General features: G+C 56.3%; 20 protein-coding genes and 3 pseudogenes. 11 read left to right on the top strand and 12 right to left on the bottom strand.

What is annotated here, in order from left to right; all coding sequences use genetic code 11:
- Positions 1 to 192: 192 nt before the first annotated feature.
- A pseudogene (locus NJF35_RS23060) lies at positions 193 to 438 on the bottom strand (group II intron reverse transcriptase/maturase); the annotation flags it as partial.
- 8 nt (positions 439 to 446) lie between these two features.
- Here NJF35_RS23060 and NJF35_RS23065 point away from each other — a divergent pair.
- On the top strand, positions 447 to 713 hold the full coding sequence (locus NJF35_RS23065) for a phage tail protein (protein ID WP_262967499.1): 267 nt from the start codon (positions 447 to 449) through the stop codon (positions 711 to 713).
- A 57-nt stretch (positions 714 to 770) separates the two neighbouring features.
- Here NJF35_RS23065 and katG read toward each other — a convergent pair whose 3' ends face one another.
- Positions 771 to 2,921: a catalase/peroxidase HPI gene (gene katG / locus NJF35_RS23070; protein WP_225788724.1), complete on the bottom strand. Its 2,151-nt coding sequence runs from the start codon at positions 2,919 to 2,921 to the stop codon at positions 771 to 773.
- Positions 2,922 to 3,275: 354 nt separating this feature from the next.
- Between katG and NJF35_RS23075 the strand changes: the two are divergent.
- Together NJF35_RS23075 and NJF35_RS23080 are read left to right on the top strand one after the other, a co-directional pair.
- Positions 3,276 to 3,416, top strand: a pseudogene (locus tag NJF35_RS23075) (IS3 family transposase); the annotation flags it as partial.
- Between the two features lie 263 nt (positions 3,417 to 3,679).
- Entirely contained in the window at positions 3,680 to 4,654 is a 975-nt protein-coding gene (locus NJF35_RS23080) for an alpha/beta fold hydrolase (RefSeq protein WP_225788725.1), read from the top strand.
- A gap of 51 nt (positions 4,655 to 4,705) precedes the next feature.
- On the opposite strand, the gene NJF35_RS23085 is transcribed toward NJF35_RS23080, so the two are convergent.
- The 4 genes from NJF35_RS23085 to NJF35_RS23100 form a co-directional block, all read right to left on the bottom strand.
- The gene (locus tag NJF35_RS23085) at positions 4,706 to 5,455 is read right to left on the bottom strand and encodes an SDR family NAD(P)-dependent oxidoreductase (RefSeq protein WP_225788726.1); all 750 of its coding nucleotides are present in this window, start codon (positions 5,453 to 5,455) and stop codon (positions 4,706 to 4,708) included.
- Positions 5,455 to 5,877 carry a MerR family transcriptional regulator gene (locus tag NJF35_RS23090; RefSeq protein WP_225788727.1) on the bottom strand — a complete coding sequence of 141 codons (423 nt, stop codon included), beginning with the start codon at positions 5,875 to 5,877 and terminating at the stop codon, positions 5,455 to 5,457. The genes NJF35_RS23085 and NJF35_RS23090 overlap by 1 nt, the downstream gene beginning before the upstream one ends.
- Before the next feature lie 78 nt (positions 5,878 to 5,955).
- Entirely contained in the window at positions 5,956 to 11,451 is a 5,496-nt protein-coding gene (locus NJF35_RS23095; protein WP_253091526.1) for a trifunctional serine/threonine-protein kinase/ATP-binding protein/sensor histidine kinase, read from the bottom strand.
- 72 nt (positions 11,452 to 11,523) lie between these two features.
- Positions 11,524 to 12,186, bottom strand: a complete 663-nt coding sequence (locus tag NJF35_RS23100) for a response regulator transcription factor (RefSeq protein ID WP_225788729.1) — start codon at positions 12,184 to 12,186, stop codon at positions 11,524 to 11,526.
- A gap of 276 nt (positions 12,187 to 12,462) precedes the next feature.
- On the opposite strand from NJF35_RS23100, the gene NJF35_RS23105 reads away from it, so the two are divergent.
- The 5 genes and pseudogenes from NJF35_RS23105 to NJF35_RS23125 all read left to right on the top strand — a co-directional run.
- Positions 12,463 to 13,476, top strand: a complete 1,014-nt coding sequence (locus NJF35_RS23105; RefSeq protein WP_253091527.1) for a GlxA family transcriptional regulator — start codon at positions 12,463 to 12,465, stop codon at positions 13,474 to 13,476.
- A gap of 512 nt (positions 13,477 to 13,988) precedes the next feature.
- The gene (locus NJF35_RS23110; protein WP_225788731.1) at positions 13,989 to 14,378 is read left to right on the top strand and encodes a response regulator transcription factor; all 390 of its coding nucleotides are present in this window, start codon (positions 13,989 to 13,991) and stop codon (positions 14,376 to 14,378) included.
- 259 nt (positions 14,379 to 14,637) lie between these two features.
- On the top strand, positions 14,638 to 15,840 hold the full coding sequence (locus tag NJF35_RS23115; RefSeq protein WP_225788732.1) for an NAD(P)/FAD-dependent oxidoreductase: 1,203 nt from the start codon (positions 14,638 to 14,640) through the stop codon (positions 15,838 to 15,840).
- 79 nt (positions 15,841 to 15,919) lie between these two features.
- Positions 15,920 to 16,843, top strand: coding sequence for an MBL fold metallo-hydrolase (locus tag NJF35_RS23120; RefSeq protein WP_225788733.1), 924 nt, complete (start codon positions 15,920 to 15,922; stop codon positions 16,841 to 16,843).
- A 267-nt stretch (positions 16,844 to 17,110) separates the two neighbouring features.
- Positions 17,111 to 17,503 (top strand): annotated as a pseudogene (locus NJF35_RS23125) (transposase); the annotation flags it as partial.
- Here the strand turns inward: NJF35_RS23125 and tnpB are convergent.
- The 4 genes from tnpB to NJF35_RS23140 all read right to left on the bottom strand — a co-directional run bounded on the left by tnpB (position 17,426) and on the right by NJF35_RS23140 (position 19,512).
- Positions 17,426 to 17,800 (bottom strand): IS66 family insertion sequence element accessory protein TnpB, encoded by a 375-nt coding sequence (gene tnpB, locus NJF35_RS23130; protein ID WP_262923562.1) that lies wholly within the window; start codon positions 17,798 to 17,800, stop codon positions 17,426 to 17,428. The pseudogene NJF35_RS23125 and the gene tnpB sit on opposite strands and share 78 nt — an antisense overlap.
- Positions 17,797 to 18,129, bottom strand: a complete 333-nt coding sequence (locus NJF35_RS23135; protein WP_225788735.1) for a transposase — start codon at positions 18,127 to 18,129, stop codon at positions 17,797 to 17,799. Before NJF35_RS23135 ends, tnpB begins: the two co-directional genes overlap by 4 nt.
- Positions 18,130 to 18,202: 73 nt before the next feature.
- Entirely contained in the window at positions 18,203 to 18,325 is a 123-nt protein-coding gene (locus NJF35_RS24710) for a hypothetical protein (protein ID WP_262923563.1), read from the bottom strand.
- Between the two features lie 167 nt (positions 18,326 to 18,492).
- Entirely contained in the window at positions 18,493 to 19,512 is a 1,020-nt protein-coding gene (locus NJF35_RS23140) for an AraC family transcriptional regulator (protein WP_253091528.1), read from the bottom strand.
- Here NJF35_RS23140 and NJF35_RS23145 point away from each other — a divergent pair.
- Both NJF35_RS23145 and NJF35_RS23150 read left to right on the top strand, forming a co-directional pair.
- Positions 19,511 to 20,476: an oxidoreductase gene (locus NJF35_RS23145; RefSeq protein WP_225788737.1), complete on the top strand. Its 966-nt coding sequence runs from the start codon at positions 19,511 to 19,513 to the stop codon at positions 20,474 to 20,476. The genes NJF35_RS23140 and NJF35_RS23145 overlap by 2 nt on opposite strands.
- A 218-nt stretch (positions 20,477 to 20,694) precedes the next feature.
- The gene (locus NJF35_RS23150) at positions 20,695 to 21,438 is read left to right on the top strand and encodes an SDR family NAD(P)-dependent oxidoreductase (RefSeq protein WP_253091529.1); all 744 of its coding nucleotides are present in this window, start codon (positions 20,695 to 20,697) and stop codon (positions 21,436 to 21,438) included.
- 633 nt (positions 21,439 to 22,071) lie between these two features.
- Here the strand turns inward: NJF35_RS23150 and NJF35_RS23155 are convergent.
- The gene (locus tag NJF35_RS23155; protein ID WP_253091530.1) at positions 22,072 to 22,728 is read right to left on the bottom strand and encodes an inovirus Gp2 family protein; all 657 of its coding nucleotides are present in this window, start codon (positions 22,726 to 22,728) and stop codon (positions 22,072 to 22,074) included.
- A 532-nt stretch (positions 22,729 to 23,260) separates the two neighbouring features.
- Entirely contained in the window at positions 23,261 to 23,461 is a 201-nt protein-coding gene (locus NJF35_RS23160) for a helix-turn-helix transcriptional regulator (protein ID WP_181126733.1), read from the bottom strand.
- A 322-nt stretch (positions 23,462 to 23,783) separates the two neighbouring features.
- Here NJF35_RS23160 and NJF35_RS23165 point away from each other — a divergent pair, with 322 nt between their 5' ends.
- Entirely contained in the window at positions 23,784 to 24,632 is an 849-nt protein-coding gene (locus NJF35_RS23165) for a hypothetical protein (protein ID WP_225788740.1), read from the top strand.
- The last annotated feature ends 169 nt before the right edge of the window (positions 24,633 to 24,801 follow it).

Genomic DNA, 24,801 nt, shown 5'->3' on the forward strand with positions numbered 1-24,801 from the left:
CCAGAACCATGCGCACGGCACGTTCACGGACTTCAGGGGAGTAGGTCGTAGTCTTTTTCATGGCCTCATCTTCTCAAGAGTTGAGGCCTCCACGAAACCCGGGGCGGTTCAGTCAGCAGGAGGTTCTTTTTTGTCACCTCAATCAGGAGGCCTAACCCCATCGTTACCACGCGCAGCCTCGGCTATTGGTGCCCGCTGTGGTGCTTGCTGTATCAGGCGATCTACGACGCTGGGAATTCCCAGTTGCCGTGTACTGCCCTGCGGTTTGGGAATTTCAACCGCTCGCACTGCCTGGGGATGGTATTCACCGGCCAGCAACCTGCTTCTGAGAGTTGGCCAATACGGTTTTACGTAGCCAGCCAAGTCGGCCACCGTCATACCATCGACACCTGGCGCCCCTTTGTTGCTGACTACGCGTTGATACGCACGCCTGAGGTTGACCTAAAATTCCTCGCGGTTGGCTGCCGTGCGATAGTCGGATGCTGACGATCCAGACTTACCCTGCGTTATATTCCTTGCTCGGTGTACAGTACGGCGGTGACGGCAAGAACACATTTGGACTTCCGGACCTCCGCGGGCGGGCCGCTTCTACAGAGCCTAGCTCAGATTTTCAGTGGCATTTCTACACTAGAAACCGCATTTGTGCTTCCCATCTGTCCGCGGCAGCGGCCAGCTATGGCGCCAACACCCCGAACCAGTCAGGGCGTTGGTGATACCGATCAAGGGACACATTGCGGTTTACTGCCGCACTAACAGTGCGCCACTCAGGCTTAGGTCAGGTCGAAACGATCCAGGTTCATCACCTTGGTCCAAGCGGCGACGAAGTCCTTCACCAGCTTCTCCTTACCGTCGGAGCTGGCGTAGACCTCGGCATAAGCACGCAGTATCGAATTGGAGCCGAACACCAGATCATTACGAGTAGCGGTGTACTTCACCTGCGCGTCCTTGCGGGTACGACCTTCGAAAACCTCGTTGCTGTCATCGGTAGCCTTCCATACGGTGCCCATGTCCAGCAGGTTGACGAAGAAGTCGTTGGACAGCACGCCGACCTTGTCGGTGAACACGCCACGCTGGCTACCGTCGTGGTTGGCACCCAGTACGCGCAGGCCGCCGACCAGCGCGGTTAGTTCCGGCGCAGTAAGGGTCAGCATCTGCGCCTTGTCGATCAGCATCGACTCGGTCGGCACCCCAAGATTACCCTTGTTGTAGTTACGGAAGCCATCGGCTACCGGCTCCAGCACATCGAAGGATTCAACATCCGTCTGATCCTGACGCGCATCGACACGGCCCGCTGCGAACGGTACGTCCACCGTGACACCCGCAGCCTTGGCCGCCAGCTCGACACCGACATTGCCAGCCAGCACGATGACATCGGCAAGGGATGCTTTACCGGATGCCTGCTGGATTTCCACCAGTTTCGGCAGCATCTTTAGCGCCCGTTGGTTGACCGCCCAATCCTTCTGCGGAGCCAGAGCGAGGCGCGCACCATTGGCACCGCCGCGCTTGTCACCGCCGCGAAAGGTCGAGGCAGACGCCCAGGCCGCAGACACCAGATCACCCACCGACAGACCGGAGGCTGCGATCTTCGCCTTCAGATCGGCGATATCGGCAGCAGTCGGGTTGTGGGTGGCGGCAGGAAGCGGGTCTTGCCAGATCAGGTCTTCTTTCGGCACTTCCGGGCCAAGGTAACGCGCTTTCGGCCCCATGTCGCGGTGGGTCAGCTTGTACCAGGCGCGGGCAAAGGCATCAGCGAACGCCTGTGGATCTTCGTAGAAGCGCTTGGAAATCTTGCCGAACTCCGGGTCGAAACGCAGACTGAGGTCGGTGGTCAGCATGGTCGGTTTGTGAAACTTACCGGCTACATGCGCATCAGGAATAATCTCCGGCGCGTCCTTGGCCACCCACTGCTTGGCACCAGCCGGCGACTGGGTCAATTCCCATTCGAACTTGAACAGGTTTTCGAAGAAGTTGTTGCTCCACAGCGCCGGGGTTTTCGTCCAAGTTACTTCAAGGCCGCTGGAGACAGTATCCTTGCCGAAACCGCTGCCGAAGTTGCTGGTCCAGCCCAGCCCCTGGGCTTCGATTGGCGAGCCTTCCGGCTCCGGGCCTTTGTGCGACTCAGGGGCAGCGCCGTGACACTTACCAAAGGTATGGCCGCCAGCGATCAAGGCGACGATCTCTTCGTCATCCATGGCCATGCGGTAGAAGGTCGCGCGGATATCCTTGGCGGCCTCCAGATAATCTCCGCTGGCGTTGGGACCTTCTGGATTCACATAGATCAGCCCCATGTGGGTCGCGCCGAAAGGCGCCGTAAGCTCACGCTCATCGTTGACCCGCATGGGATCTACACCAAGCCAGGCAACTTCGGCGCCCCAGTTGACGTCCTGATCCGGTTCCCACACATCCTCACGGCCACCAGCGAAACCGAAGGTACGGAACCCCATGGACTCAAGCGCGACGTTGCCAGCCAGGATGTAAAGGTCAGCCCAGGAAATCGACTGACCGTACTTCTGCTTGATCGGCCACAGCAAGCGGCGCGACTTGTCGATATTGACGTTGTCCGGCCAGGAATTCAGCGGCGCGAAGCGCTGCTGTCCGCGACCGCCGCCGCCGCGACCATCCGTGGTGCGATAGGTACCAGCCGAGTGCCAGGCCATACGAATGAACTGCGGACCATAGTGGCCGAAGTCGGCGGGCCACCAATCCTGGCTGTCGGTCATCAGCTTGACCAGATCGGCCTTCAGCGCCCTGTAATCGAGCTTCTTGAATGCTTCGGCGTAGTTGAACTTCTCGCCCAGGGGATTGGATCGGTCGGAATGCTGATTGAGCAGGTCCACACGCAACTGGTTCGGCCACCAATCTTTGTTGGTCGTGCCACCACCAGCAACGTGATTGAATGGACATTTACTTGGGTTCGACATGGTGCTCCCCTTCTAGTCAACGGATCGGCTCTAATGAATTCGGCCGACAATAAGACAGGCTCTGGTCTATCCCCCTGAGTGGACAGACCCATTGGGCTGAATGTGCCCCTAAGATAGAAAAGCGCCAGAGCCTTAGACACCTCTACCTAGGGGCGCCCGGCTAACATCAAGGTGTGTGGCTCTCATACTTTGGTTTATCCGCACCAGATACTCACAGCTTTTTCGATCCAGTAAATGATGGTCAGCACCTCGAAAGGCTTGCTCAGGAATGCCAGGGCACCTGTTGCAAGCAGCTGTTGCACGTTAACAACGTTGGGTAATGCGGTAATAAAAATGATCGGCGGAACGCACACTTGGTCAATTCAGCCAGCACTAGCCCGCGAGATGGCTTCAGTTGCACTGCTAATGACGCCTTGGCGTAGCAAGCCTAAGGGACGGGTAATCGTGCATTCCGATCAGGACAGCCAATATGGCGGTGTTGACTGGAAGCGTTTCCGCACTGTGGTCTGTTCCGATCTAACTACAAACTGGGTTGGGTTAGCTTATCTAACGTCTATGCGCTCCAGCTCTTGCACACCCACACGAAACCTAAGTATGGCGCTTCGATACCCATGGACGATGGTGGAGGTCCCCGCCCGGCGAATAGGGTTTGTCTACCGGCACTCCAGCCTTCAAAACGATCAAGGCGTCAATTTGAGGGCGTGATACGGCCGGCCCCAATTCGCCGTACGAGCGGCACTCTGACGAGAGCTTTCACCATGACTGAAGAGACCAAAGGAACCACACGCCGCGCCTTGACGAGCGCTAGCGTAGCGGCTGCCACGCTGGCCATGGCTGTTCCCGTATTAGCGGGTCAGCCGGGCAACGCCCAAGTCGCCCCGACAACAGACCCTCGCAAAAATCAGGGTTCGGGCTACCTCACCCTGCGCGATGGAACACAGCTGTTCTACAAAGACTGGGGCAACGGCCAACCAATCGTTTTTCACCACGGCTGGCCACTCTCAGGGGATGACTGGGACAATCAGATGCTGTTCTTTTTAAGCAAAGGCTACCGCGTAATTGCCCATGATCGCCGCGGTCACGGACGCTCGTCCCAGACGGCGAAAGGCAACGATATGGACACCTACGCCGCCGACCTGGCGGAGTTGGCCGCACATCTGGATCTGAAAAATGCCGTGCACATTGGACATTCTACCGGCGGAGGCGAGGTTGCCCGCTACGTCGCCCGCCATGGCGCCGGTCGGGTCGCCAAAGCTGTGCTGGTCGGCGCCGTGCCACCGATCATGCTGCGCACCGACAAAAACCCCGGCGGTCTACCGCTGAAGGTGTTCGATGGCTTCCGCGAAGCGCTCGCTGCCAATCGCGCAAACTTCTACCGAGAGGTGGCGGCAGGTCCCTTCTATGGCTTTAACCGCCCGGGCGCCAACGTCTCTGAAGCGGTGATTAGCAACTGGTGGCGCCAAGGTATGAGTGGAGGGGCTAAAGCTCACTACGACTGCATCAAGGCATTCTCGGAAACCGACTTCACAGAAGATCTGAAGCAGATCGCCGTACCGACCCTCGTACTGCATGGTGAAGACGACCAGATCGTTCCCATCGAAAACTCTGCGCGTCTCTCCATCAAGCTACTTCGACATGGCACTCTCAAGACCTACCCAGGCCTGCCCCACGGCATGTGCACCACTCACGCCGAGACCATTAATGCGGACCTGCTGGCCTTCATCCAGGGCTGAAGCCTATACGCGTCAAAGGCCCAGGGCTTGATGCTCTGGGCCGTTTCTCATTCAGAGCTGCGACAGACCGCCATCGACACACAGGTCAACGCCGGTGATGAAGCTGCTATCTTCCGAAGCTAAGAACAGCACTGCATTTGCGACCTCTTCAGGGTGTCCAAGACGGCCGAGCGGGATCAGGCTCGAGACCTGCTTTTCGAACTCATCAAACTGCGTCTCTGCGATTCCCATCTTGCCGATAATCGGCGTATGTACCGGGCCGGGACTCAAGCAGTTGACCCGAATGTTCCTCCCCTTGAGCTCTGCAGCCCAGCTACGCGCGAACGAACGCACCGCAGCCTTGGTAGCGGCATACACTATGTGAGCGTCCAGTGCTTTCAGGTGTGCAATGGACGAGACCAGTACGATTGAGCCTCCATCACGCAGCAGTGGCAGCGCTTTCTGAATGGTGTAGAAAGCGCCCTTGACGTTGATATCGAACTGTTCGTCGAATTGACCTTCATCGACTTGGGCACCCAATGCCGGACGAATGATTCCAGCATTGGCGACCAGCACATCCAGACGTCCGAAGCGCTCGCCAACCTGTCGATACAGTGCGTCCAGGTCTTCAGCTCGACTGGCGTCCGCGCAAATGCCAAGGGCATTTTCACCGATGATGCTGACCGCCTCCTGTACAACTTCCGAGCGGCGCCCGGTGATGACCACCTCGGCACCTTCCAGAACGAATCGTTGCGCGGTAGCCAGTCCGATGCCGCTGTTGCCCCCCGTGACCAATGCGACCTTATCTTTCAACTTTCCCATCATTTCTCCAACGTGACTTGCGAATGAACTCGTTCGAAAAGTCGCAAATCGGGAGTGCGCAGTAGGTCCTTCTGCAGAGGCAGATAGCGCCCTATTTTTTCCGCCAGACGGCTACGGCGTTCGGCCAGTTGGACTTGGAGCGCGTCCAGAGCGGCCAACTTTTCCAGATGCTGCTGCAGGCAGGCGAGGAATCCTTCACTGTCCTCTTCCTCCTCCAAGTACTGCAACAGGCCGTGGATCTGTCGGGTACTGAAGCCACACTCAAGCAGTTCTCGAATCCAAAGCACGCGTTGCACCATGGACGTGGCGTAATCGCGATAGCCATTGTCTAGTCGCGACGACTCGATCAGCTGCCGAGATTCGTAGTGGCGAAGCGCACGTGTACTGACGCCAGCGCGTAGAGCCAGCTCTCCGATTTGCATGTCAACCTCCGATAGATGCAACTCTGACGGCTTGACGCTAGCGTCAAGGTCAAGCTCTGATGGTTATTGAATGCGGCGTCATGCACTCGTCGTAAGAAGCGCAGGCAAGGAGAACTGCATCACCGCGCCACGAGGCAGATTGCTGCTGGCCCAGAGCCGACCAGCATGGCTGTCGACGATCGAGCGGCAGATCGACAAGCCCATGCCCATGCCAGAGGCCTTGGTGGTATAGAACGGTGCGAAGAGAAGATCGTTATTGCCATCGACAAACCCCGGCCCAGTGTCGCTCACTCTCACTCGTACACCGCCCCCCTCGTACCCGGTGCTAACCACCAACTGGCGTTCTCCGATAGGGACAGCCTCCATAGCTTCGATAGCATTGACGATCAGGTTGAGCATCACCTGCTGCAACTCGACCCGATCCCCCTCCACTTCCGGCAAGTCTTCTGCAAGCTCAACCCGAACCACAGTGCGGGACTTGGCGGCCTCGCCTCGACTGAACTCGACCATCTCGAGCAAAGCCGCTCCGAGGTCTACCGGTTGTTTCTGCGGTGGTGTCTTCCGAATCAATTGGCGGATGCGTCCTAGCACCTCGGCAGCCCGGTTGGCGTCCTTGATAATGCGCCCCAGCACCTGATTAACTTCACCAAAATCCGGGGGATCTGCTCTAAGCCAGCGTAAGGCGGCATTAGCATTGGTCACGGTGGCGGCGATCGGCTGGTTTACCTCATGGGCGATGGACGCCGCCAACTGCCCCATGGTTGCCACACGGTTGGCATGAGCCAGCTCCGTCTGCACTTCGCGATAACGGCGCTCACCCTCACGTACTCGCTCCTCAGCCTGCTTGCGCTCAGTGAGATCGAGCACAAAGGCCACTCCCTCCTGTAAGTTCGCCTCAAAAGCAGCCAGACCAACAATCACCGGCACCCGGCCACCGTCCTTGCGGATGTACTCTTTTTCAAATGGGTTAGCACGCCCGGTACGTATGGCGACAGCCAGCGCTTTTTCACTCTCGCTACGACACTCTGACGGCGTCATGTCGTGCCAACGCACGCGCCCGGACATCAGCTCGTCACGCTCATAGCCGACCATCCGCAGGAACGCGTCGTTGGCCTCGATTATCTCGCCGTCTGCACTCCAGACGACGATGCCAATAATGTTTGCGTCTACCAACCGGCGGATCTTCGCTTCACGCTCGGCTACATCGCGATAAAGACGTGCGTTTTCCAGCGAGATCGCTGCCTGCGAAACCAGCAGCCGTAACACGGCGATCCGTCCCGGATTGAATACATTGGCCGAGAGGTTGTTTTCCAAGTAAAGCGCTCCGGTGAGCTTGGCTTGGTTCACCAGTGGCATACAGAGAATTGAGCGAGCACCATGCTGGTAGATATACGGATCGGCAGTGAAGGCAGGGTCAATCATGGCGTCCTCCAGGCACAAGCTCTCGCCGGTACGCAATACCTGATAGAGCACTGACTCCGCCAGCACAGTCGAACTAATCGGCTCGTTGCACAACAGCATCGCACCCTCGCCGACGGTAGCCTGTGCGGCAATTCGCAGTTCGCCCGCATCCGCCAAGACCAAAAATCCGCGCTCGGCACCAGCCTGCTCGATAGCCGTGCGCATCACCATGTCGATCAGCTTCTCTAGGACGATCTCCCCCGAGGCCGCCTGGGACACCTTAAGGACCGTAGCCAGGTCGAGGTGCTCAACCGACGTGGCGATAGTCGCGGTTGGGCCAGGCACAAGCTCTTCAATACGTAGATAGCGGTGACGCTCCTCCAACTGTCGTACCTTACCGTCAGCGCCCCAGCGTCGGTAGCCGTAACACGCATCCTGCAGATAGACACGGGCAACTTTGTTCAGACCGCGTGTGCCGTAGAAACGTCCTGCCAGCTCGTTTGCCAGCGCCTCGATCTGGACAAAGCCATGGTCCTGAGCCTGGCGGATGGCCTCTTCGTAAAGAAGCTCAGCCTCAATCATCCGCCCCTCGACGCGGGCGATTTCGGCCCCCACCAACGCCAACCGGCAAGTGAAGGACTCCGAGCATTGCTGCGCCCATTCCTGCAATTGCACATGATGGCCGGACAGGTCCCGCAGACGGCTGAGCTGATCGTCGGAGGAGACAGAGTCGAAGGTGGCTGTCAGTGTCAGCGCCGCGTGGAAGTGATACTCGGCTTCTTCTGTAAAGGACGCTACGCCCCACAGGAGCGCCTTCGCCTGCGCCACGCAGTGCAATGCCACACTGTAGTCACCTGCCATGTAGCGCGCCTGCAGCTTGCGTATCCAGTACTTGGCTGCCGCCAGAACCAAACCAGGAGTGCGATCCAGGTGTGCTTCGAAACGCTTTTCGTCGAACAGCTCATCGTCGAAACAACCGAAAGTCGAGGTCCGTCCGCGAAGCGTTCGAATCAGTGCCAACTGCGTGCTGATAAAATCCACCACGAGACCGAAGTGAATTTTCTGCGCATAAGCAAGACCTTGCTCCGCCTCCTGGTGCACCTGAGCCAGCGACTCACCAAGAAATAGCACATCGGAAATATGGCCATTACCCGCGTAGGCAGCGTAAGCCAAATCACCGACTCGGTTGGCGGCTACGAAAGCCCGGCGCAGAAGATCCCGGCACTCTCGCACCGGCCTCATCCAGCGCACTACGAACATCGAGAAACACAGATAGGTGCGTGCCTCATGGCGACTCAGGCCACGCCTGTCGACTAACTCGCAACCCAGTCGACCAAATCGGTAGCCTGACTCGTAATCACCGAACCGGTGACCGGCAACTCTCCCCATATTTGCATAGAGCATGCAGGAGGCGTCGCCATTGCCCCGCTCCAGGCTCCAACTGACGGCCTTGCAGATAGTAATACAGGCCAGGTTGGCGTCGCTTTGCAGGGCTGGAGCAAATAGCTTACCGAGGGCATCAAGCGTCGCCAGAGAGGCGGCGTCCTCCATGAGCGGCAGATCGATCAGTTGTTCGATACTGCGCTCTCCCAACTGTTTCCAGATCTGCTGATACTCCCGACGCACTTGTTCATCGTCGGGGTGGGCTGACCAGTTAATTCCAACTGTACGAAGATAAGCCAAACAAACAGCAACTGCGCTGTCACTGCGGTCCTGCAGGAGGTATACGTCCATCTGCAGGCAGGCTACTGCCGCCTGCTCCACCGTGCTTACGGCACGCGACGTGAGGGAAGCGAGACGATCTTCGGACTGTTCAAGCTGACCGGTGAGGAATTCGCATTCGGCTCGGTTGATTTCCAAAGCAAAGCACAAATCGTGGCGACGCGCCCAGCAATCTCCGTCGAGTAGTTCCGCCCCCACTCCCAGGTAGGACAGCGCCGAGCTATAGGCGCTGGAGGCTTTGGCACGCTGCCCGGCCAACAGGTTGAACTCGGCCAACTGTTCACGCTCAGCACGGGTTTCGATTAGCCGGGCGCCACGGTTAAGCTGACCGACAATTTCAAAGATATCATCTTCACGCCGCTCCATAGGTGTCTGCTCAGCCAGCAAACGGCCGATACGTAGGTGCGTCTCGTCACGGGCAGCGTCAGCGATAAGCGAATATGCTGCCTCCTGAATACGGTCATGGACGAATGCGCACACGCCCTGTTGGCACTCCACCAGTTCCTGGCGCACCGCGGGCCAAAGTATTGAGTGCACTCGAGGAGGCGGTAGGTCAAGCATGGCCGCTAAGGTATCGATCTGCGCCCTGCTGCCCAGGCAAGCTAATTGCTGCAGAGCCAAACGGGTTTCCAGTGGCAGACGCACCAACTTACCCACCATCAAGTCGACAACGTTGTCGGTGTAACCCTTGGCGTGGATACGCTCTGCATCCCAACGCCAGCGACGGGCTGTGTGGTCGTAGGTAAGTAGCTCTTCCTCGATTAGCGATTGGAGGAACTGGATTATAAAAAATGGGTTCCCGGCCGTTTTGTCCTGCACCAGCCGGGCGAGTGACACGATACTCGGTGGGGGGCAGCGCAGGGACTCGGCGATCAGTTGCTCGATGTGCACACGGGCCAGGGGCTTAAGGCGGATCTCATCAATGCGCACACCAGCCTGTCGGATAGCTTGCAACTTGCCCGTCAGCGGATGATAGGCATCTACCTCATTATCACGGTAGGCGCCCACCAACATCAGGTGGTGCAACTCAGCGTGAGTCAGCAAGTCCTCCAGCAAATCAAGAGTCGCTGCATCCAGCCACTGCAGGTCATCGAGGAACAGTACTAACGGGTGATCTTCGCGGGCGAAAACACCAATGAAACGACGCAGTACCAGCAGGAAACGGCGCTGCGCCTGCTGCGGCTCTAGTTCTGCCACCACCGGCTGTTCACCGATAATTAAACGCAACTCGGGAATCAGGTCGGTGATAAGCCGGGCATTGGACTCTAGCGCCGCCAACAGAGCATCACGCCAGCCCTCCAGCACTTCGACATTTTTGCCCAGCAACGTGCGTACCAGTCCTTGGAACGCCTGTACTAGTGTCGAATAGGGAATGTCGCGCTTGTACTGGTCGAACTTACCGGCAGCGAATAACCCGCGTGGTTGCACCAGTGCCTTGTGCAACTCATTGACCACCGAGGACTTGCCGATCCCGGAGTATCCCGACACCAGCACCAGCTGAGGTGTGCCGTTGGCGACAACGCGCGCGAAGGCGTCAACCACCCTCGCTACCTCATATTCTCGACCATAGAGTTTCTCGGGTACCCACAAGCGATCGAATGTGCCGTACTCGTCGAGCGTGAAGGCCTTGATCCGCCCTCTTCTCTGCCAGTCATCCAAGCACCGACGTAAGTCGTACTCGACACCTACGGCGCTCTGATAGCGCTCCTCAGCGGTCTTGGCCAACAACTTGAGCACAATCTGCGAGAGCATCTGCGGTACGCTGCTGACACGCTCGTTCGGTGGTTGCGGTTTATGTGCAATGTGACAGTGCACCCACTCCATCGGGTCGCTGGCGGTAAACGGCAGGGTTCCGGTGAGCATCTGGTAGAGAACCACGCCGAAGGCATAGAGGTCGCTACGCGAGTCTATGGAGCGATTCATCCGCCCGGTCTGTTCCGGAGCCATATACGCCAGGGTGCCAGCGATGGTCTCCGGAGACTCGGGGGCCTGTCTCTGTCGCGGCAATCGTGAGGCAAGACCGAAGCCGGTTAGGCGTACCTGGCCATCAGTGCAGTTGACTTGAATATGGTTGGGTTTGAGGTCCCTGTGCACCAGACCACTCTGATGCAGATGGCGCAACGCAACAGCGATCTCGATGGCCAGACGCAGGAATGTTTGGGTTTCCAAGGGACAGAGCAGCAGGTTTGACAGCGGCTCGCCGCCGGGATCACCAAGCAACAGGCGTGTCTGCCCCTCTTCATAATGGAGCGCTTGCGGCCGCAGTGCCCAGGCACTGTCCAGTTCCTCTCGCAGACTGTACTCATGCGCTAGCCGCTCAAGAGTCGCAGGTAATGGATGTTCAGCAACAGGACATACCACCAGTACGTCGGAATCGCCACAACCAGGCTGACAACTGCGTAAGAGGACCCGCTCACCGTCGTCCCACAGAATCTTCTGTTTGATGGCCATAGATCTCGACCTCTGAAGAGGGCTGTCCCCAACTGGTGGTCAGCGAGTGCTCTGAAAAAGGCCTGGCAGGTCTCAGATCGTTCTCTGCATTGGCTTTACGCCCAGCGCCTCAGCCATGCGCACCAGATCGGCGACGGAGCGTGCAGCTAACTTCCTCATGACATGACCACGATGCACTTTTACGGTCACCTCACTGAGGTTGAGTTCGGCAGCGATCTGCTTGTTCATCAACCCGGCAATGACGAAGCGCAGCACATCGCGTTCTCGCTGGGTCAGTGAGTCAAACGCTTTACGTAGAGCAGCGCTGGACCTCTCGACCTGTAAGCGCTCACCATCGCGGGCCAGGCCGCTGGCCACAGCATCGAGCATATCCTGGTCACGGAAGGGCTTAGCGAGGAAGTCGACGGCGCCAGCCTTCATCGCTTTGACCGTCATGGCAATATCGCCATGACCTGTCATAAACACGATGGGCATACGCGCACCGCTCTTCTCCATCTGCTCCTGAAATGCGAGCCCACTTTCACCACGCAGGCGTACATCAAGGATCAGGCAACTGGGGACATCACGCCTGGCGCAGGCAAGAAATGCCTGAGTGGAGTCGAAAGTCTGCACCTGTAGACCGATGGAACGCAGTAGGCCATCGAGGGCAAGACGCATGGACTCATCATCATCGACCACATAGACCACCGGCTCTTTCAAGCTATCCGGCGGACTGGAATGGGACGACGAGTTCATCTTGCCTCCTGAAGCCGCAGCACTCGCGGTGTGCAGGCAAAAAATCTAATATATGAAAGGGGCTGCGGTAAAGCGTGAACCCGTTGGCCAATAAGGCTAGACCTTCGATATTCCGAAAGTCACCATGAACCCGCTCATTGCGATGCTATAAGTAAGGCTAGCCTTGAGAGGTGAAGCGCCACCAGGCCAAAAAACCCTGAATATCGGCCAATCCGCCCTTTAACCACCAGGGCAATGCCCCTCTTTCGATAGCTCCCTTGAACAGGCTGATCTCAAATGGCAAGCGCCTTTGCCCCCCCTTACCCACTCCCTGCGACGACACCGATAACCGTCGCCTTCGTCGCCTACCCACAAATGGGCCTGCTAGACCTCAGCGGTGCCCAGACCGTGTTCTGGGCCGCCAGCAAGGCCCTGGCCCAGCGCGACCTGCCCGGCTACCAACTGCTGACTACGAGCCTACGCGGTGGGTTGGTGAGAACCGTTGAGGGGTTGTCGGTAGATACCAGTGCCCTGGACCAACTCGATCTCTCCACCGTCGATACTCTGGTGGTTCCCGGCGCACCGGACATTTGCGAAGCCCTCGATAGCCATAGTGAGTTGGTGGCCTGGTTAAATCACGCAGCGCCCCGTGTACGGCGCGTGGCATCGGTGTGCAGCGGCGCCTTCTTGCTGGCCAAAGCAGGGTTGCTTGACGGCTGTCGCGCCGCGACCCATTGGGCCATGTGTGACACCCTGCAACAGCGCTTCCCTGCATTGGAAGTAGATGCCGATGCGATCTATATCCAGCAAGGAGCTGTATGGACTTCAGCGGGTGTAACCGCAGGCATCGACCTGGCATTGGCGTTGGTAGAAACCGATTGCGGTCGGGACATCAGCATGCAGGCTGCACGGGAACTGGTGGTTTATCTCAAACGCCCTGGTGGACAGGCGCAGTACAGCACGTTGCTGCAATTGCAAACCCAGGACAGCCCGGCGTTCGACGAGTTGCACCTTTGGCTAACGGAGAATCTAGGTGACCCGGAGCTGTCCGTGGAACGCCTAGCGGAGCAGGCGAAAATGAGCCTGCGCAACTTCTCCCGCGTGTACAAACAGCGGACCGGGCGTACACCGGCCAAGGCCATCGAACTTTTCCGCCTGGAAGCGGCGAAACGCCTGCTGGAAAACTCCTCACGCAACATAGAGCAGATCGCCCGCGTTTGCGGTTTCGCGGACGAGGAACGATTGCGCAGTACTTTCCAGCGTCACCTGTCGATCTCCCCGCGCGACTACCGCAACCGCTTTACCCGCTAAATTTGCTTTGCTCAAATCAGCATCAAGAAATATGCCGCCGTCGCTCATGAAAGAAGAATGCCGGACGCTCATGCCTGCCTTGGATTAATCGACCCGCTTTGCGGCAACCGTCGCTGACAGGTAGTTCCCGTATGCGACGTTGTGAGAGATGTGTCTTAGTCGAAAAGGTGGCTCAATATTTGGCAACCCGTGGCCAAGCTGCTGCATCATCCGGCACGACAACCCGCATTTTTTGCTCATGGGTTCATCTGTGTGATGCGCTTGAACCCAAGCCTCCCCTCGCTGCTCCAGTTCATTTCCACGAGCAACGAGCTTGCTTATGCTCGATTTCAAGACTGGGTTCCGCAGACATATAAATTGGCCCATGGACACCAACAAAACCATCAACGCCATACAACACACTATAATACCTATACCAAATGATTACTCAGCTATACCTAGGTATACTTCTATGACTTTCTCGACAGCGTATCTTTCAAATATGGCAGAAACCGCCACGAGTAAGCCACAGGATGCAAAAGACAAATACTCGCAATAAAGCAGTCATTGCAGTGGTCGACGACGACGAGTCCCTTCGCACTGCGCTGGAAAGTCTACTGCGTGCTAGTGGCTATCAGGCATACATTTACAGTGGTGCACGAGAATTTCTCGACTCAGAATATCTGGAGCTGGCCAGTTGTTTGATCTCTGACGTCCAGATGCCGGGCATGTGCGGTGTAGAGCTCCTTGAGGCGCTGCGCACCCGGGGCTTGAACACACCTGTGATATTTATCACCGCCTACCCCGGAGAAAGACCGTACATCGGTGCGGAGACCCCAGGAGTGGTTGCTTGCCTGCCCAAGCCTTTCGAAGCCGAGCAGTTATTGGACTGTATCGAGTTCGCTCTAGACCTAAATTCATAAGTCACTGCCCTCTGAAAAATAACTACCACTCTTACTCCCGCGCACTGCCCCCTATCGATACCTTTGTATAGCCATCTTTAACTAATGGGTACTGTCCTCACACTGATGTAGAAGTGCCAACTAAAGTTTTCCTTCCTAGCATGGACTTATAGCGTGCAACTGCATGCGGAACACAGCCTCCGCGCCCCTAAGTCAGCGTCACGCCGAATTTGAAGAAAAATCTTCGAGGTTATCGATCAATTTGAGTCAGGAGAATATTATGAAACGAAAACTTCTGGTTATTGGTGCAGGCTTCGGTGGACTGTGGAGCGCTTTGAGCGCCGCTCGCTTACTGGACATGCACGGCCGCAGTGATGTGGAAATTACCCTGCTGGCCCCCCAGGCCGAACTGCGCATTCGCCCGCGTTTTTACGAACCCGACGTACGCAGTATGTTCGCCCCGCTGACTGACCTGTTCGGCGCGGTAGGCATACGTTTCGTCAAAGGCACCGCCAAAAGCATCGACGAACAGTCCCGCAAGGTCACCTATCACGATGAAACCGGCTGCTCCGCCGAACTGGACTACGACCGCCTGGTACTGGCAAGCGGTAGCCAACTGGCGCGCCCACCTGTCCCTGGTCTGAAAGAGCATGCTTTTGACGTTGACCAGATCGAATCGGCGGCGCACTTGGAAAACCACCTGTTGTCACTGCGCAACCAGCCGGAAAGTCGCGCACGCAATACAGTGGTGATCGCAGGAGGTGGCTTTACTGGCATCGAGACCGCCACTGAAATGCCGGCCCGGCTACGCGCGATTCTGGGAGGCGAGCAGGACATACGCGTGGTCATTATCGACCGTGGCGAGAGTATTGGGGCGGCGATGGGCGACGGCATTCGACCGTCTATCATCGAGGCCTCCGACAGCTTAGGTATCGAATGGATCACCGGTGCCACGGTTTCCGCGGTGGACGCCCTGGGAGTTAGTCTCGCAGATGGACGCCACATCGAGAGTCACACGGTGATCTGGACTGCTGGCTTTCGCGCCAGCCCACTGACCGAGCAGTTGACTGCCCAGCGTGACGGCCAAGGGCGCCTGTACGTAGATGGAAACCTCAAGGTTCGGGGACTGCAGAACATATTTGCCGCAGGCGATGTGGCCTATGCCGCCACCGACGATATCGGCAACTTCGCCGTGATGTCCTGCCAACACGCCATCAGCCTGGGCCGCCATGCTGGCAACAATGCTGCCGCCGACCTACTGGACGTTGCTCCAACCCAATACCGCCAACCCAAGTACGTCACCTGCCTCGACCTGGGCACGTGGGGTGCCGTGTACACCGAAGGCTGGGACCGCCAACTAAAGCTTGTGAAAGCGGAAGCCAAGGAACTCAAGACGCAGATCAACACCATGTGGATCTACCCGCCAGCCGCAGAGCGGGACCTCGCCTTGGCCGCCGCCGATCCTCTGATCCCTGTGGCCTGATTGCCCACCTGCACTTCCTCGCTCTGAGGAAGTGCTACACGCCTGATGAATTCGACCTAAAAGCGATAGGAGAACAACCATGACCATGCACCTGAAAACCTTTGCCCAGCCAGGTACAGCCTCCCCCACTCAAGACCTGGTACCTTCACGCTACGCCCTGCGCGTGGGCGAGATCGACGTGCTGGTAGTCAGCGACGGTGTGCTGCCGCTACCTACTGAGACGATGTCCACCAACGCCGACCCGGCTGAGCGCGCGGCGTGGTTCAAGGAGATGCATCTGGGGCCAGACATGTTTGACTGGGCGCTGAACGTGCTGGTAGTACGTAGCGGTGATCAAATTATTTTGGTGGACGCAGGCCTAGGCAACCAGTTTCCAGGCTTTCCCCGTGCAGGTCAGTTCCCAAAGCGTCTGAAGGATGCGGGTATCGAGTTGTCGTCAATAACCGATATCGTGATCACCCATATGCACATGGACCATATCGGTGGTCTGCTCGTCGACACGGTGAGAAACGGCTTGAGCCCTGACGTGCGTATCCACGTTACTGCTACCGAAGTCGACTTCTGGAAAATCCCTGACTTCACCCTAACCGAGATGCCACAGCCTGTACCGGATGTACTGCGCCGTACTGCCAACGAGTTTATGGCCTACTACCAAAGCCGCCTGTACATCTTCGAAGACGAGTACGAAGTGGCGCCGGGCGTAGTGGCGAAACTCACTGGCGGCCACACTCCCGGCCATTGCATCGTCTACGTGAATTCTGGAGGAGAACGCCTGACCTTTGCCGGCGACGCACTATTCCCTGTAGCGTTCGATCATCCGGAATGGCACAACGGTTTTGAACACGACCCGGAAGAGTCCGTCCATGTCCGTGTACGCCTGCTGCGCGAGGCCGCAGCGAGCGGCGAAGTGTTCATCGCCACTCACCTGCCCTTCCCATCTGTAGGCCGGGTGGCGCTGGATGGTAATGCCTTCCGCTGGATCGCCGGCTTCTGGGACTATTGACATCCCACAATGCGACCACCCTCTGCCTGCATCGTCCGTTTCTTTCTAACGATTTCGGAACAGGGGGGTTGCCGTTTCGAGTGGCAACTATCGGCGGCAAAATGCTGCCCCACCGTACGAAGCGGATCCCGGTTCAGAGCAAGCCAATACACCTCTTAACACCCATTTCAGGGTGACGGTGTAACTGCCTTTAGGGAAACTCTGAAGAAGACTTCCGGTTTCTGGTGAAATACGCCGATCCCGTTGAGCGAATACCCCAATGAAGAGATGACTTTCACCGACGCCGAGTACGCCGACAAGCGCAAGCAGACCCGCAAGGAGCTGTTCCTGAGCGAGATGGATCAGGTGGTGCCATGGAAGGGTTTGATTGCCTTGATCGAACCGCACTACCCCAGGGGTGAAGGTGGTCGCCCGGCATATCCGTTGATGGCGATGCTGCGCATACATCTGATGCAGAACTGGTTCGGCTACAGCGACCCGGCGATGGAGGAAGCCCTGTATGAGACCACCATCCTGCGTCAGTTCGTCGGCTTGAGCCTGGAGCGCATTCCCGATGAAACCACCATCCTCAACTTCCGCCGTTTACTGGAGAAACACGAGTTGGCGGCTGGGATTCTGGCGGTGATCAATGGTTATTTGGGCGACCGTGGTCTGTCGCTGCCAAGGTAACCCCACGATAAGCGCCTGAACTTGCTCGCTGTCCAGTTCCACTTGAGAGCCGTGACGAATGCCCGGCCAGTGGAATTTGCCCTGGTTGAGTCGGCGTGCCGCCAGCCACACGCCAACGCAGTCATGTACCAACACTTTTATCCGGTTGGCGCGACGGTTGGCGAAGAGATAAGCGCAGTGCGGCTTCGCCGCACCGAAGACCGCGACAACACGGGCCAAGGCCGTTTCGGTGCCGGCGCGCATGTCCATCGGCTCGGTGGTAAGCCAGATGGTATCGGTGCGGGTCATCGCAACAGTTCTCGAAGAAAGCTTGCGCAGGCGGCTGCGCTGTCCACTGGCCAAGTCATCTTGATGGGTGTACGCGGGTGCTGGATTTCACGGCTAATAGTGGAGGGCTGAGCATGCGTGCCAGCGCCGAGCATCTGACGCTGCAGCGGGATGAACGGAGGTTGAAGCGCTACGTTTTTTTGATTGTGCAGCCGAATCCATTTGTGGACGAGGTCGGCATTGAGGCTGTAGCCCAAAGCGATGTTTGCGATGGAGGCGCCAGGCTCGGCGCACTCCTGGATAACCTGGGCTTTGAAGGATTTGCTGTAGGTACGGCGCTGAGGGTGCATGGAAGATCCGCTTGATGGGCCAGAAATGGTGTCCACTTAAATTAGGTGGACACCAGGCCCTTCGGCGGTTGCGTCAGGAAGATGTGTTGGCTGGGCGGATACCCAGTAGCGGCTTCTCGCTCAGTTGTATCGTCAGCTCCACCAGCTTGTTGGAAGCTTGAGGGGACAGCTTGAAGTAATCAAGACGGTTGTTCATGGCGGTCACTCACAGTGGGTTGATGTTTGCTGGAACCTACTGTAGCCACGCGTGGCCTAGTCACACAGAGTCAAGAAGAGACCTTCCAACTAAGCCATGCTCAGATCCGAGAATTGTAGATCTTGATCTGCGACCTTCCAGCGTGGATGCCAACGTGCGCAGGGCTACTATTGAACGCCTTCACGTATTGCCTCTCGCCGATATTGCCCTGGCGATTTTCCGTGAACCCGGCGAAAGGCGACTCCAAAAGCAGCGTCTGACAGATAACCCAATGAGGCCGCCACGGTCGCCACACTGTCCCGGCTCGCATATAACCTAGAGGCGGCAACTTGCATGCGCCAGCGAGTCGCGTACTCAACAGGAGAATGTCCCACGCGGTGCTTGAAGAGTGCCGCGAAGCTGGATCGCGACATGCAAGCGATCTCCGCCATCTGCGCCAACTTCCAGGATTTCTCCGGGGCACCGTGAATGGCACGCATTACGTTGGCGATGGCAGGGTCGCGCAGGCCTCCCAGCCAGGCAAGGTCGGCGATATCGGCAGTGTTGATGTGATGTCGCAACGCGTGGACGAAAATCAGACGAAGCAGGCCATTACACATGGCGTTGGCGCCGGGTTGCGCTGATTGCCATTCCCTGTCCAGCTCATCCAGCAGCCAGGCGAACGACGAAGCGGCTCCCGAGGTTGCATGGATGATGATCGCAGGTGGCAGCAGCGACAGCAGCTCGCTTGCGCCAGCATTGATCAGACTCAAACTGCCGCCCAATAACTCCACATCGTCACCGGCACCCAAGGTGGCGAGTGTGCTGGACTGGGCGAAGGCATCGGACGCATTGACCGCATCGCCTTCCGGATCGCTCGCCAAAATGAACGGGGTGCGGGATATCACGAAGCAGTCGCCCGTCTGCAAGTGGCGCGCCGGGCTGCCCTCGATGCGCAGCCAGCACTGTCCCCGCCGAACGACGTTGAATTTGAGTTCAATCGGACGAAAACGCAAGGCCCATTGCCCACCCGCCTGCAGGCACACGGAGCAGGCGACGCGGAGCCCGGCCAGCGCGAGGACATCGGATAAGGGATCTAAGACGGGATTTTGGATGATCAAGACAGAAACCTGGATTATCTGAACTATTTCGTCCAGGCATCTTAAAGAACAATGAGCGTCAAAGCCAAGCAACGAGGAGCCGCTCATGACAACGCCTCAAAAAACTGTTCTTTCACCTTTTTCCGCCGCCAGTACCGCGACCGAGGTCATGGCCGGAGTGAATCTCGCCGGGCATCTCGCTGTTGTCACCGGTGGGTATTCCGGCCTGGGGCTGGTCACCGCCAAAAGTCTGGCCCGCGCAGGTGCCAAGGTCATTGTCCCGGCCAGAGACCCAGATCGTGCGCGCAAGGCCCTGGCGGGCGAAGAGCGTATCTCTGTCCACGCGATGGATCTGATCGATGCCGATTCCATTCAGACGTTCACCGGTCAGGTCGTGCGGCGCGGGCAACCGCTCTCGTTGTTGATCAATTGCGCGGGCGTCATGGCCTCGCCCCTGGCACGAGATGTCGATGGGCACGAAAGTCAGTTCGCGATCAACCATCTGGGGCACTTCCGTCTGGTAAGTGGGTTGTGGCCAGCACTTGTTGCAGCAGGCACTGCCCGGGTGATCTCGTTTTCATCGCGAGGCCATCAGATTGCCGGTGTCGACTTTGATGACATCGACTTCATCCATCGTCCCTACGACAAATGGGCCGCGTACGGTCAGTCAAAAACCGCCAACGCACTGTTCGCCATAGGTCTCGACCAACGCGGTTCTGGCCAGGGCGTGCGAGCTTTCTCCCTTCACCCCGGTCAGATTCTGACTAACTTGGGACGTCACCTGAGCAGCGCCGAGATCGAGGCGTTTGACGTCTTTGATGAGAACGGCCAGCAAAGAAACGCACCGGAGATCGGCCTCAAAAACCTGGAACAGGGGGCGGCAACGGGACTGTGGTGCGCGACCAGTTCGGCATTGGAAGGCAAGGGCGGTGTCTATTGCGAAGACTGTAATGTCGCGCCGATCAACAACTCCGAGGCAGGTCGCAGGGGGGTAGCGCGATGGGCGGCCAATCCCGAGTTGGCAGAGCAGCTCTGGCGCATTTCTGAAGAGTGGACGGGAATGTCACTTTGAAGGAGAGCTAGTGCGACACGATTTTTCTGCCCTCTCAGGAACTCGCGAATAAAACTACTAATGAGTGTCAAAAAAACTCGACATTAGTCATTTTGACAAGAATAGCTCGTTGTTAAGTTGACTCTATAAATCGCCAGCCCTTTGATTATTATGAAATTTTAGGTTGGCATGAAATATGAGGATGCTGGGTGGGTCTTTTACTATTCAAGAGCTGAAACATGACAATTGAGTTCGACAATCGCGTGGCTGTGGTAACTGGGGCGAGTTCAGGTATCGGTCTGGTAGTCGTTCAACGATTACTCAGTCAAGGAGCGAATGTAGTGGCGATGTCCCGTAGCCTGGGCGGGCTGGCTACGCTCAAAGAGATGCATGGTGATCGCCTTCATATCGTCAGGGGCGATGTGACAGTAAGTTCGGATCTTGAGCAGCTTGCACACTGCGCCTCCAGAATCGGGCCTGTAGATTTTCTCGTGCCGAATGCAGGCGTCGCTGTACTTGAAGACAGCTTGGAGAGTAAGGGATTTGAGCGAAACTGGGCCACGAATGGTGCTGGTGCGCTTAACACGCTTTCAGCTTTGCGAGCCCAGTTGGCGAGGCCCGCGTCAGTTGTATTTGTGGGGACTTTCCTTTCCATGTTGGCCTTCCCAGGCTTGGCCGGCTACATCGCGTCGAAATCAGCACTGACGGCGCATGCACGAACGTTGGCCGTCGAACTGGCTGAGGCAGGAATTAGAGTGAACGTTGTATCACCAGGGCCAACCGCTACTCCGATCTGGGGATCATTAGGGTTGGATAATGCGACGTTGTCTTCTGTGGCAGATAAGGTCAACCAACGTTTGCTCGAAGGTAACTTTCTTGAGCCAGAAGCGGTGGCAGATGTGATTCTGTTCCTTCTGTCCGAGCGAGCACGCAGCATCTACGGCCAGGATATTGTTGTAGATGGTGGTTATACCTTGCAGTAGTGGTAAGGGACGCAGAGAGGTCGTAGTGACCTGTTTCCGTTGGATATTGTGCCCTCTCGGCCTCTCATTTTCCTTCCTCTGACGCTGCCTCGATTGGTGTGATCAACGCGGGCCCTTGATTACGAACATTCCCTACATCCTTGCTCACTTTGTACCAATGAAATTCCTCCGCTGGCAGGCAGAGTTCGACGGCGATCTTAGCCGCACGCTCGGGTGATGTCTCCCTGCTTCTCCTGTGTTTCTGTAGAGCTAAGCCTGGCGCACTGCCGGGAATTTCAGGACAGGCGAACTGCTCGCGCAGCGACCAGCAGGTACAGCCATCGCTGACGTACGGGCTTACCGGTCGCGCGGAGACTCCCCTGAAGAAAGTCGAATGCAAGCGTTCTATTGCTTCCTGTTCACCTACTCCAAGTCGACAAGGGTAATCGACAGTGACCATTCACGTACAGCGGCATATTGCCATTATTCACCATTGGATAGTGCCATTGCCAAAACCGCGGTGAATGCAATAACCAGCCTGCGACGAAATTGATGAAGGTGATCTGGAGCATTGCGACGATCTCCAGCCCGGTCAATCACTCAACTAGGCCAGAGTTCATAGCCTGACAAGCCAGGGTCTCAGCAGTAACTACATCACCCCCGACTGCATCCAAAGCCATGCTGGCCATTTCCATAGGCTTTGGAAGCGACCTTGCACAGGTAACTGGCACGATGGAACAGGCCGGACAACGCCCCAGTGTCCCCGCGATCCACCCTGTACGCCGGGTTGTCCGGGACCTCCACCAGACCTGCCACCTGATCGACCTGCAGCCTCAAGGCACTGGCCCACGCCTCCTGCAAGCGACTGATCATGTTGGCGTTATCAGACTGCAGTTTCCCCACCGTGTAGAAGGCATTTCGATTGAGCAGAATCAGAACGTGATAATGCGGCCGGTGCCCTGTCCCCTCCTCCCTGGCCCATACGTAACGAACCTTACACCCATGAGCGTAGAGATACCGCTCACGGGCCTTCAGTCGGTTGTGCTCGATCTTGGCCTTGAACGATTCAATAAATCTGCTGATGACTTGGTTGGTGTATGCGTAATCAGGCAAGTCGATACCGATTGGCAGACGTAGATCGATTCTAAAGGCTAACAGTCTCGGATACTGGCTAAGCGCGTTTTCAACGGTGCGTTTCAATGCAGCCAAGTACTCAGTTACAAATGGCCCCTTCTCGATCATGACTGGAAGACCTTCAAACAGATCGCCAGCGTGAATGTGAAGGTTGGTGTTATCGGGATGACGCAGCATGGTAACCACTCTCTTTGCTAAGACTCATATACTCAGCAAGCGTGGTATTTATTTACGAGTTACACGGCGCCAACCTTCCCTACCCAAACATCCTGCACATCACCTAACCTGAAGAGAAAATCACTGGGGAGATAAGTGCTTGGGTAGCATGTGATGCACTGGGTCGCCCTAGGCACCAAGGGGTCTGCTAGGGAGTAGATAGCCTTCAGACAGAAAATATCATGCCAAGCATTGGATAGATATAGAATCAGCGGTACGAGTAAGCATTAGCCATTCTCACATCATGATGGATATAGATACAGACAGCCATCAGCAGAAGCAAGTATCAGCCGCCCTAACAGCACAATTGATAGTTACTTAATAAAAGCATACTACCCATACCGAGAACAAAATGACAACACATACCCACCAATACCGACCAAACCATTATTAAAAACCAGCAAATACCTCACTCATTCAACTCCGGCAAAAAACCATCATGATCCGACATCAACCAGATCATGATGGCGACTATGCTCGTCAACGCAAATTATCAGCTAGCCAGGCCTAAAGCTTTATCACGCTCAGCCACCTTAGCGAGAATCCAGTCGTGAACTTCGCTTTCTAGCCAGCCGACGCATCGATCCCCTAACGGCACCGGAATTGGAAACTGACCTTCTGCGATGTACTTATAAATCGTGGATCGGGAAAGACCAGTAAGATCCATGACCTCTTTCAGGCGGATTATCCTCATGAACGTAGCTCCTGTATTCGTCCAGAGGATTGGCAAGGCCAGTAAAATTTGACGGACGACGAACCCACCCCACACCTTGTCGGCACGCCACCCCCTCGCCATCCGTCCATTGCCTCCTACCCTCAGCACCCCTCTGGGGGATCATGTTCGTCTCAGAGGACTTGCCTTTTTCAAACGTAAATAGCCACAAACACACCTACAGACCCAGTGAAATTGTGTATCCAAGAGAATTTTGCACTACTAGAGTACGCCTAGATTGACTCGATAATCACGATAGTGTAAATCTAGCCTCTTCCTTGAGTTTGCATAGAGTGATCCTAGTATGGCGATACGTTACAACGATGAGTTAAGCCAGGTTCTCGGCGATTCCGAGTACAGCGAGCGCCATGACATATGGCTTTGGTACACACTCGTTTTCTTCGAAAAAAGTTTCAATAAAGAAGCACTCCCAGACTATGGAATGCGAGACAAGATGGCTCGATATCTCCAAGCAAACAAATGGAAGGTCGATCCACTATTGCAAAGAAGACGAGAGCAACTCACCCCCAAGAAACACCTAGAGTGGATCACGAACGAACGTCGACTAGTGGAATGGCTAACAAAAGAAATTCAAAACTCAACCAAGCACAGCCAACTTAACTTCCCCTTCAATCTTTCTGGAAGGGATCTCCCTATAGCAATACTTGACGTCTGGAAACGAGACCTTACCGAAAAGACATCTCTAATCAAAAATCTGGAGCAGCGGTGGCGTGAGCACAAAATCCACGACAAAAAATACTCATGGTTTAAAGACGACAATCAAAAATGCTCACTCGCTTACGAGTGGCTACAAAAGAACACATACCTCTCCATCTTCCGCACGCCCATCGAAACATATGAGGACCTACTGATCTTTTTCGACAACGCGAACTACACCTCCGAACAAGAAGAACTTTATATTGGGAAAATTAAAAAACTATGGAACCAAAGAAAATACAGAAGCACACTAAAGGGAAAGTCACAATATAACTTTGTCCTGTCAGACAAGACCGTCGAGACGCTAGACAAAATATCAGAACAACACGAAATCAGTCGAGCACGAGCACTAGAAATACTCGTAGAAATAGAGGCTAAAAAGGGCTTATACATCTCAGAAAAGCTGCAAAACTCCAAACTGCTTCGCAACACTTAGCCCAAACCAGACATAACGACCGAAATATACCAACGCCAAGTCTATCAATGCTAAGCAGGCAACCACTTCCAGCCAGAAACCAACAGAAAATTAGATTCAAATAATTTCCAAACCTATATCATTAATTTGAAGACCTAGCAGTAGGCCTTCTCCCACGGTTAAATCGGCC

This window comes from Pseudomonas guariconensis, assembly GCF_024127895.1.
GTDB classification, from domain to species: domain Bacteria; phylum Pseudomonadota; class Gammaproteobacteria; order Pseudomonadales; family Pseudomonadaceae; genus Aquipseudomonas; species Aquipseudomonas guariconensis_B.

What these genes read in the sequence shown, in the direction of transcription:
- NJF35_RS23120 (WP_225788733.1), top strand. Translation starts at nt 15,920, where the DNA reads ATGACCATGCACCTGAAAACCTTTGCCCAGCCAGGTACAGCCTCCCCC.
- NJF35_RS23080 (WP_225788725.1), top strand. Translation starts at nt 3,680, where the DNA reads ATGACTGAAGAGACCAAAGGAACCACACGCCGCGCCTTGACGAGCGCT.
- NJF35_RS23165 (WP_225788740.1), top strand. Translation starts at nt 23,784, where the DNA reads ATGGCGATACGTTACAACGATGAGTTAAGCCAGGTTCTCGGCGATTCC.
- katG (WP_225788724.1), bottom strand. Translation starts at nt 2,921, where the DNA reads ATGTCGAACCCAAGTAAATGTCCATTCAATCACGTTGCTGGTGGTGGC.
- NJF35_RS23095 (WP_253091526.1), bottom strand. Translation starts at nt 11,451, where the DNA reads ATGGCCATCAAACAGAAGATTCTGTGGGACGACGGTGAGCGGGTCCTC.
- NJF35_RS23145 (WP_225788737.1), top strand. Translation starts at nt 19,511, where the DNA reads ATGACAACGCCTCAAAAAACTGTTCTTTCACCTTTTTCCGCCGCCAGT.
- NJF35_RS23150 (WP_253091529.1), top strand. Translation starts at nt 20,695, where the DNA reads ATGACAATTGAGTTCGACAATCGCGTGGCTGTGGTAACTGGGGCGAGT.
- NJF35_RS23105 (WP_253091527.1), top strand. Translation starts at nt 12,463, where the DNA reads ATGGCAAGCGCCTTTGCCCCCCCTTACCCACTCCCTGCGACGACACCG.
- NJF35_RS23135 (WP_225788735.1), bottom strand. Translation starts at nt 18,129, where the DNA reads ATGCACCCTCAGCGCCGTACCTACAGCAAATCCTTCAAAGCCCAGGTT.
- NJF35_RS23090 (WP_225788727.1), bottom strand. Translation starts at nt 5,877, where the DNA reads ATGCAAATCGGAGAGCTGGCTCTACGCGCTGGCGTCAGTACACGTGCG.
- NJF35_RS23155 (WP_253091530.1), bottom strand. Translation starts at nt 22,728, where the DNA reads ATGCTGCGTCATCCCGATAACACCAACCTTCACATTCACGCTGGCGAT.
- NJF35_RS23115 (WP_225788732.1), top strand. Translation starts at nt 14,638, where the DNA reads ATGAAACGAAAACTTCTGGTTATTGGTGCAGGCTTCGGTGGACTGTGG.
- NJF35_RS23110 (WP_225788731.1), top strand. Translation starts at nt 13,989, where the DNA reads ATGCAAAAGACAAATACTCGCAATAAAGCAGTCATTGCAGTGGTCGAC.
- tnpB (WP_262923562.1), bottom strand. Translation starts at nt 17,800, where the DNA reads ATGACCCGCACCGATACCATCTGGCTTACCACCGAGCCGATGGACATG.
- NJF35_RS23085 (WP_225788726.1), bottom strand. Translation starts at nt 5,455, where the DNA reads ATGGGAAAGTTGAAAGATAAGGTCGCATTGGTCACGGGGGGCAACAGC.
- NJF35_RS23100 (WP_225788729.1), bottom strand. Translation starts at nt 12,186, where the DNA reads ATGAACTCGTCGTCCCATTCCAGTCCGCCGGATAGCTTGAAAGAGCCG.
- NJF35_RS24710 (WP_262923563.1), bottom strand. Translation starts at nt 18,325, where the DNA reads ATGAACAACCGTCTTGATTACTTCAAGCTGTCCCCTCAAGCTTCCAAC.
- NJF35_RS23140 (WP_253091528.1), bottom strand. Translation starts at nt 19,512, where the DNA reads ATGAGCGGCTCCTCGTTGCTTGGCTTTGACGCTCATTGTTCTTTAAGA.
- NJF35_RS23160 (WP_181126733.1), bottom strand. Translation starts at nt 23,461, where the DNA reads ATGAGGATAATCCGCCTGAAAGAGGTCATGGATCTTACTGGTCTTTCC.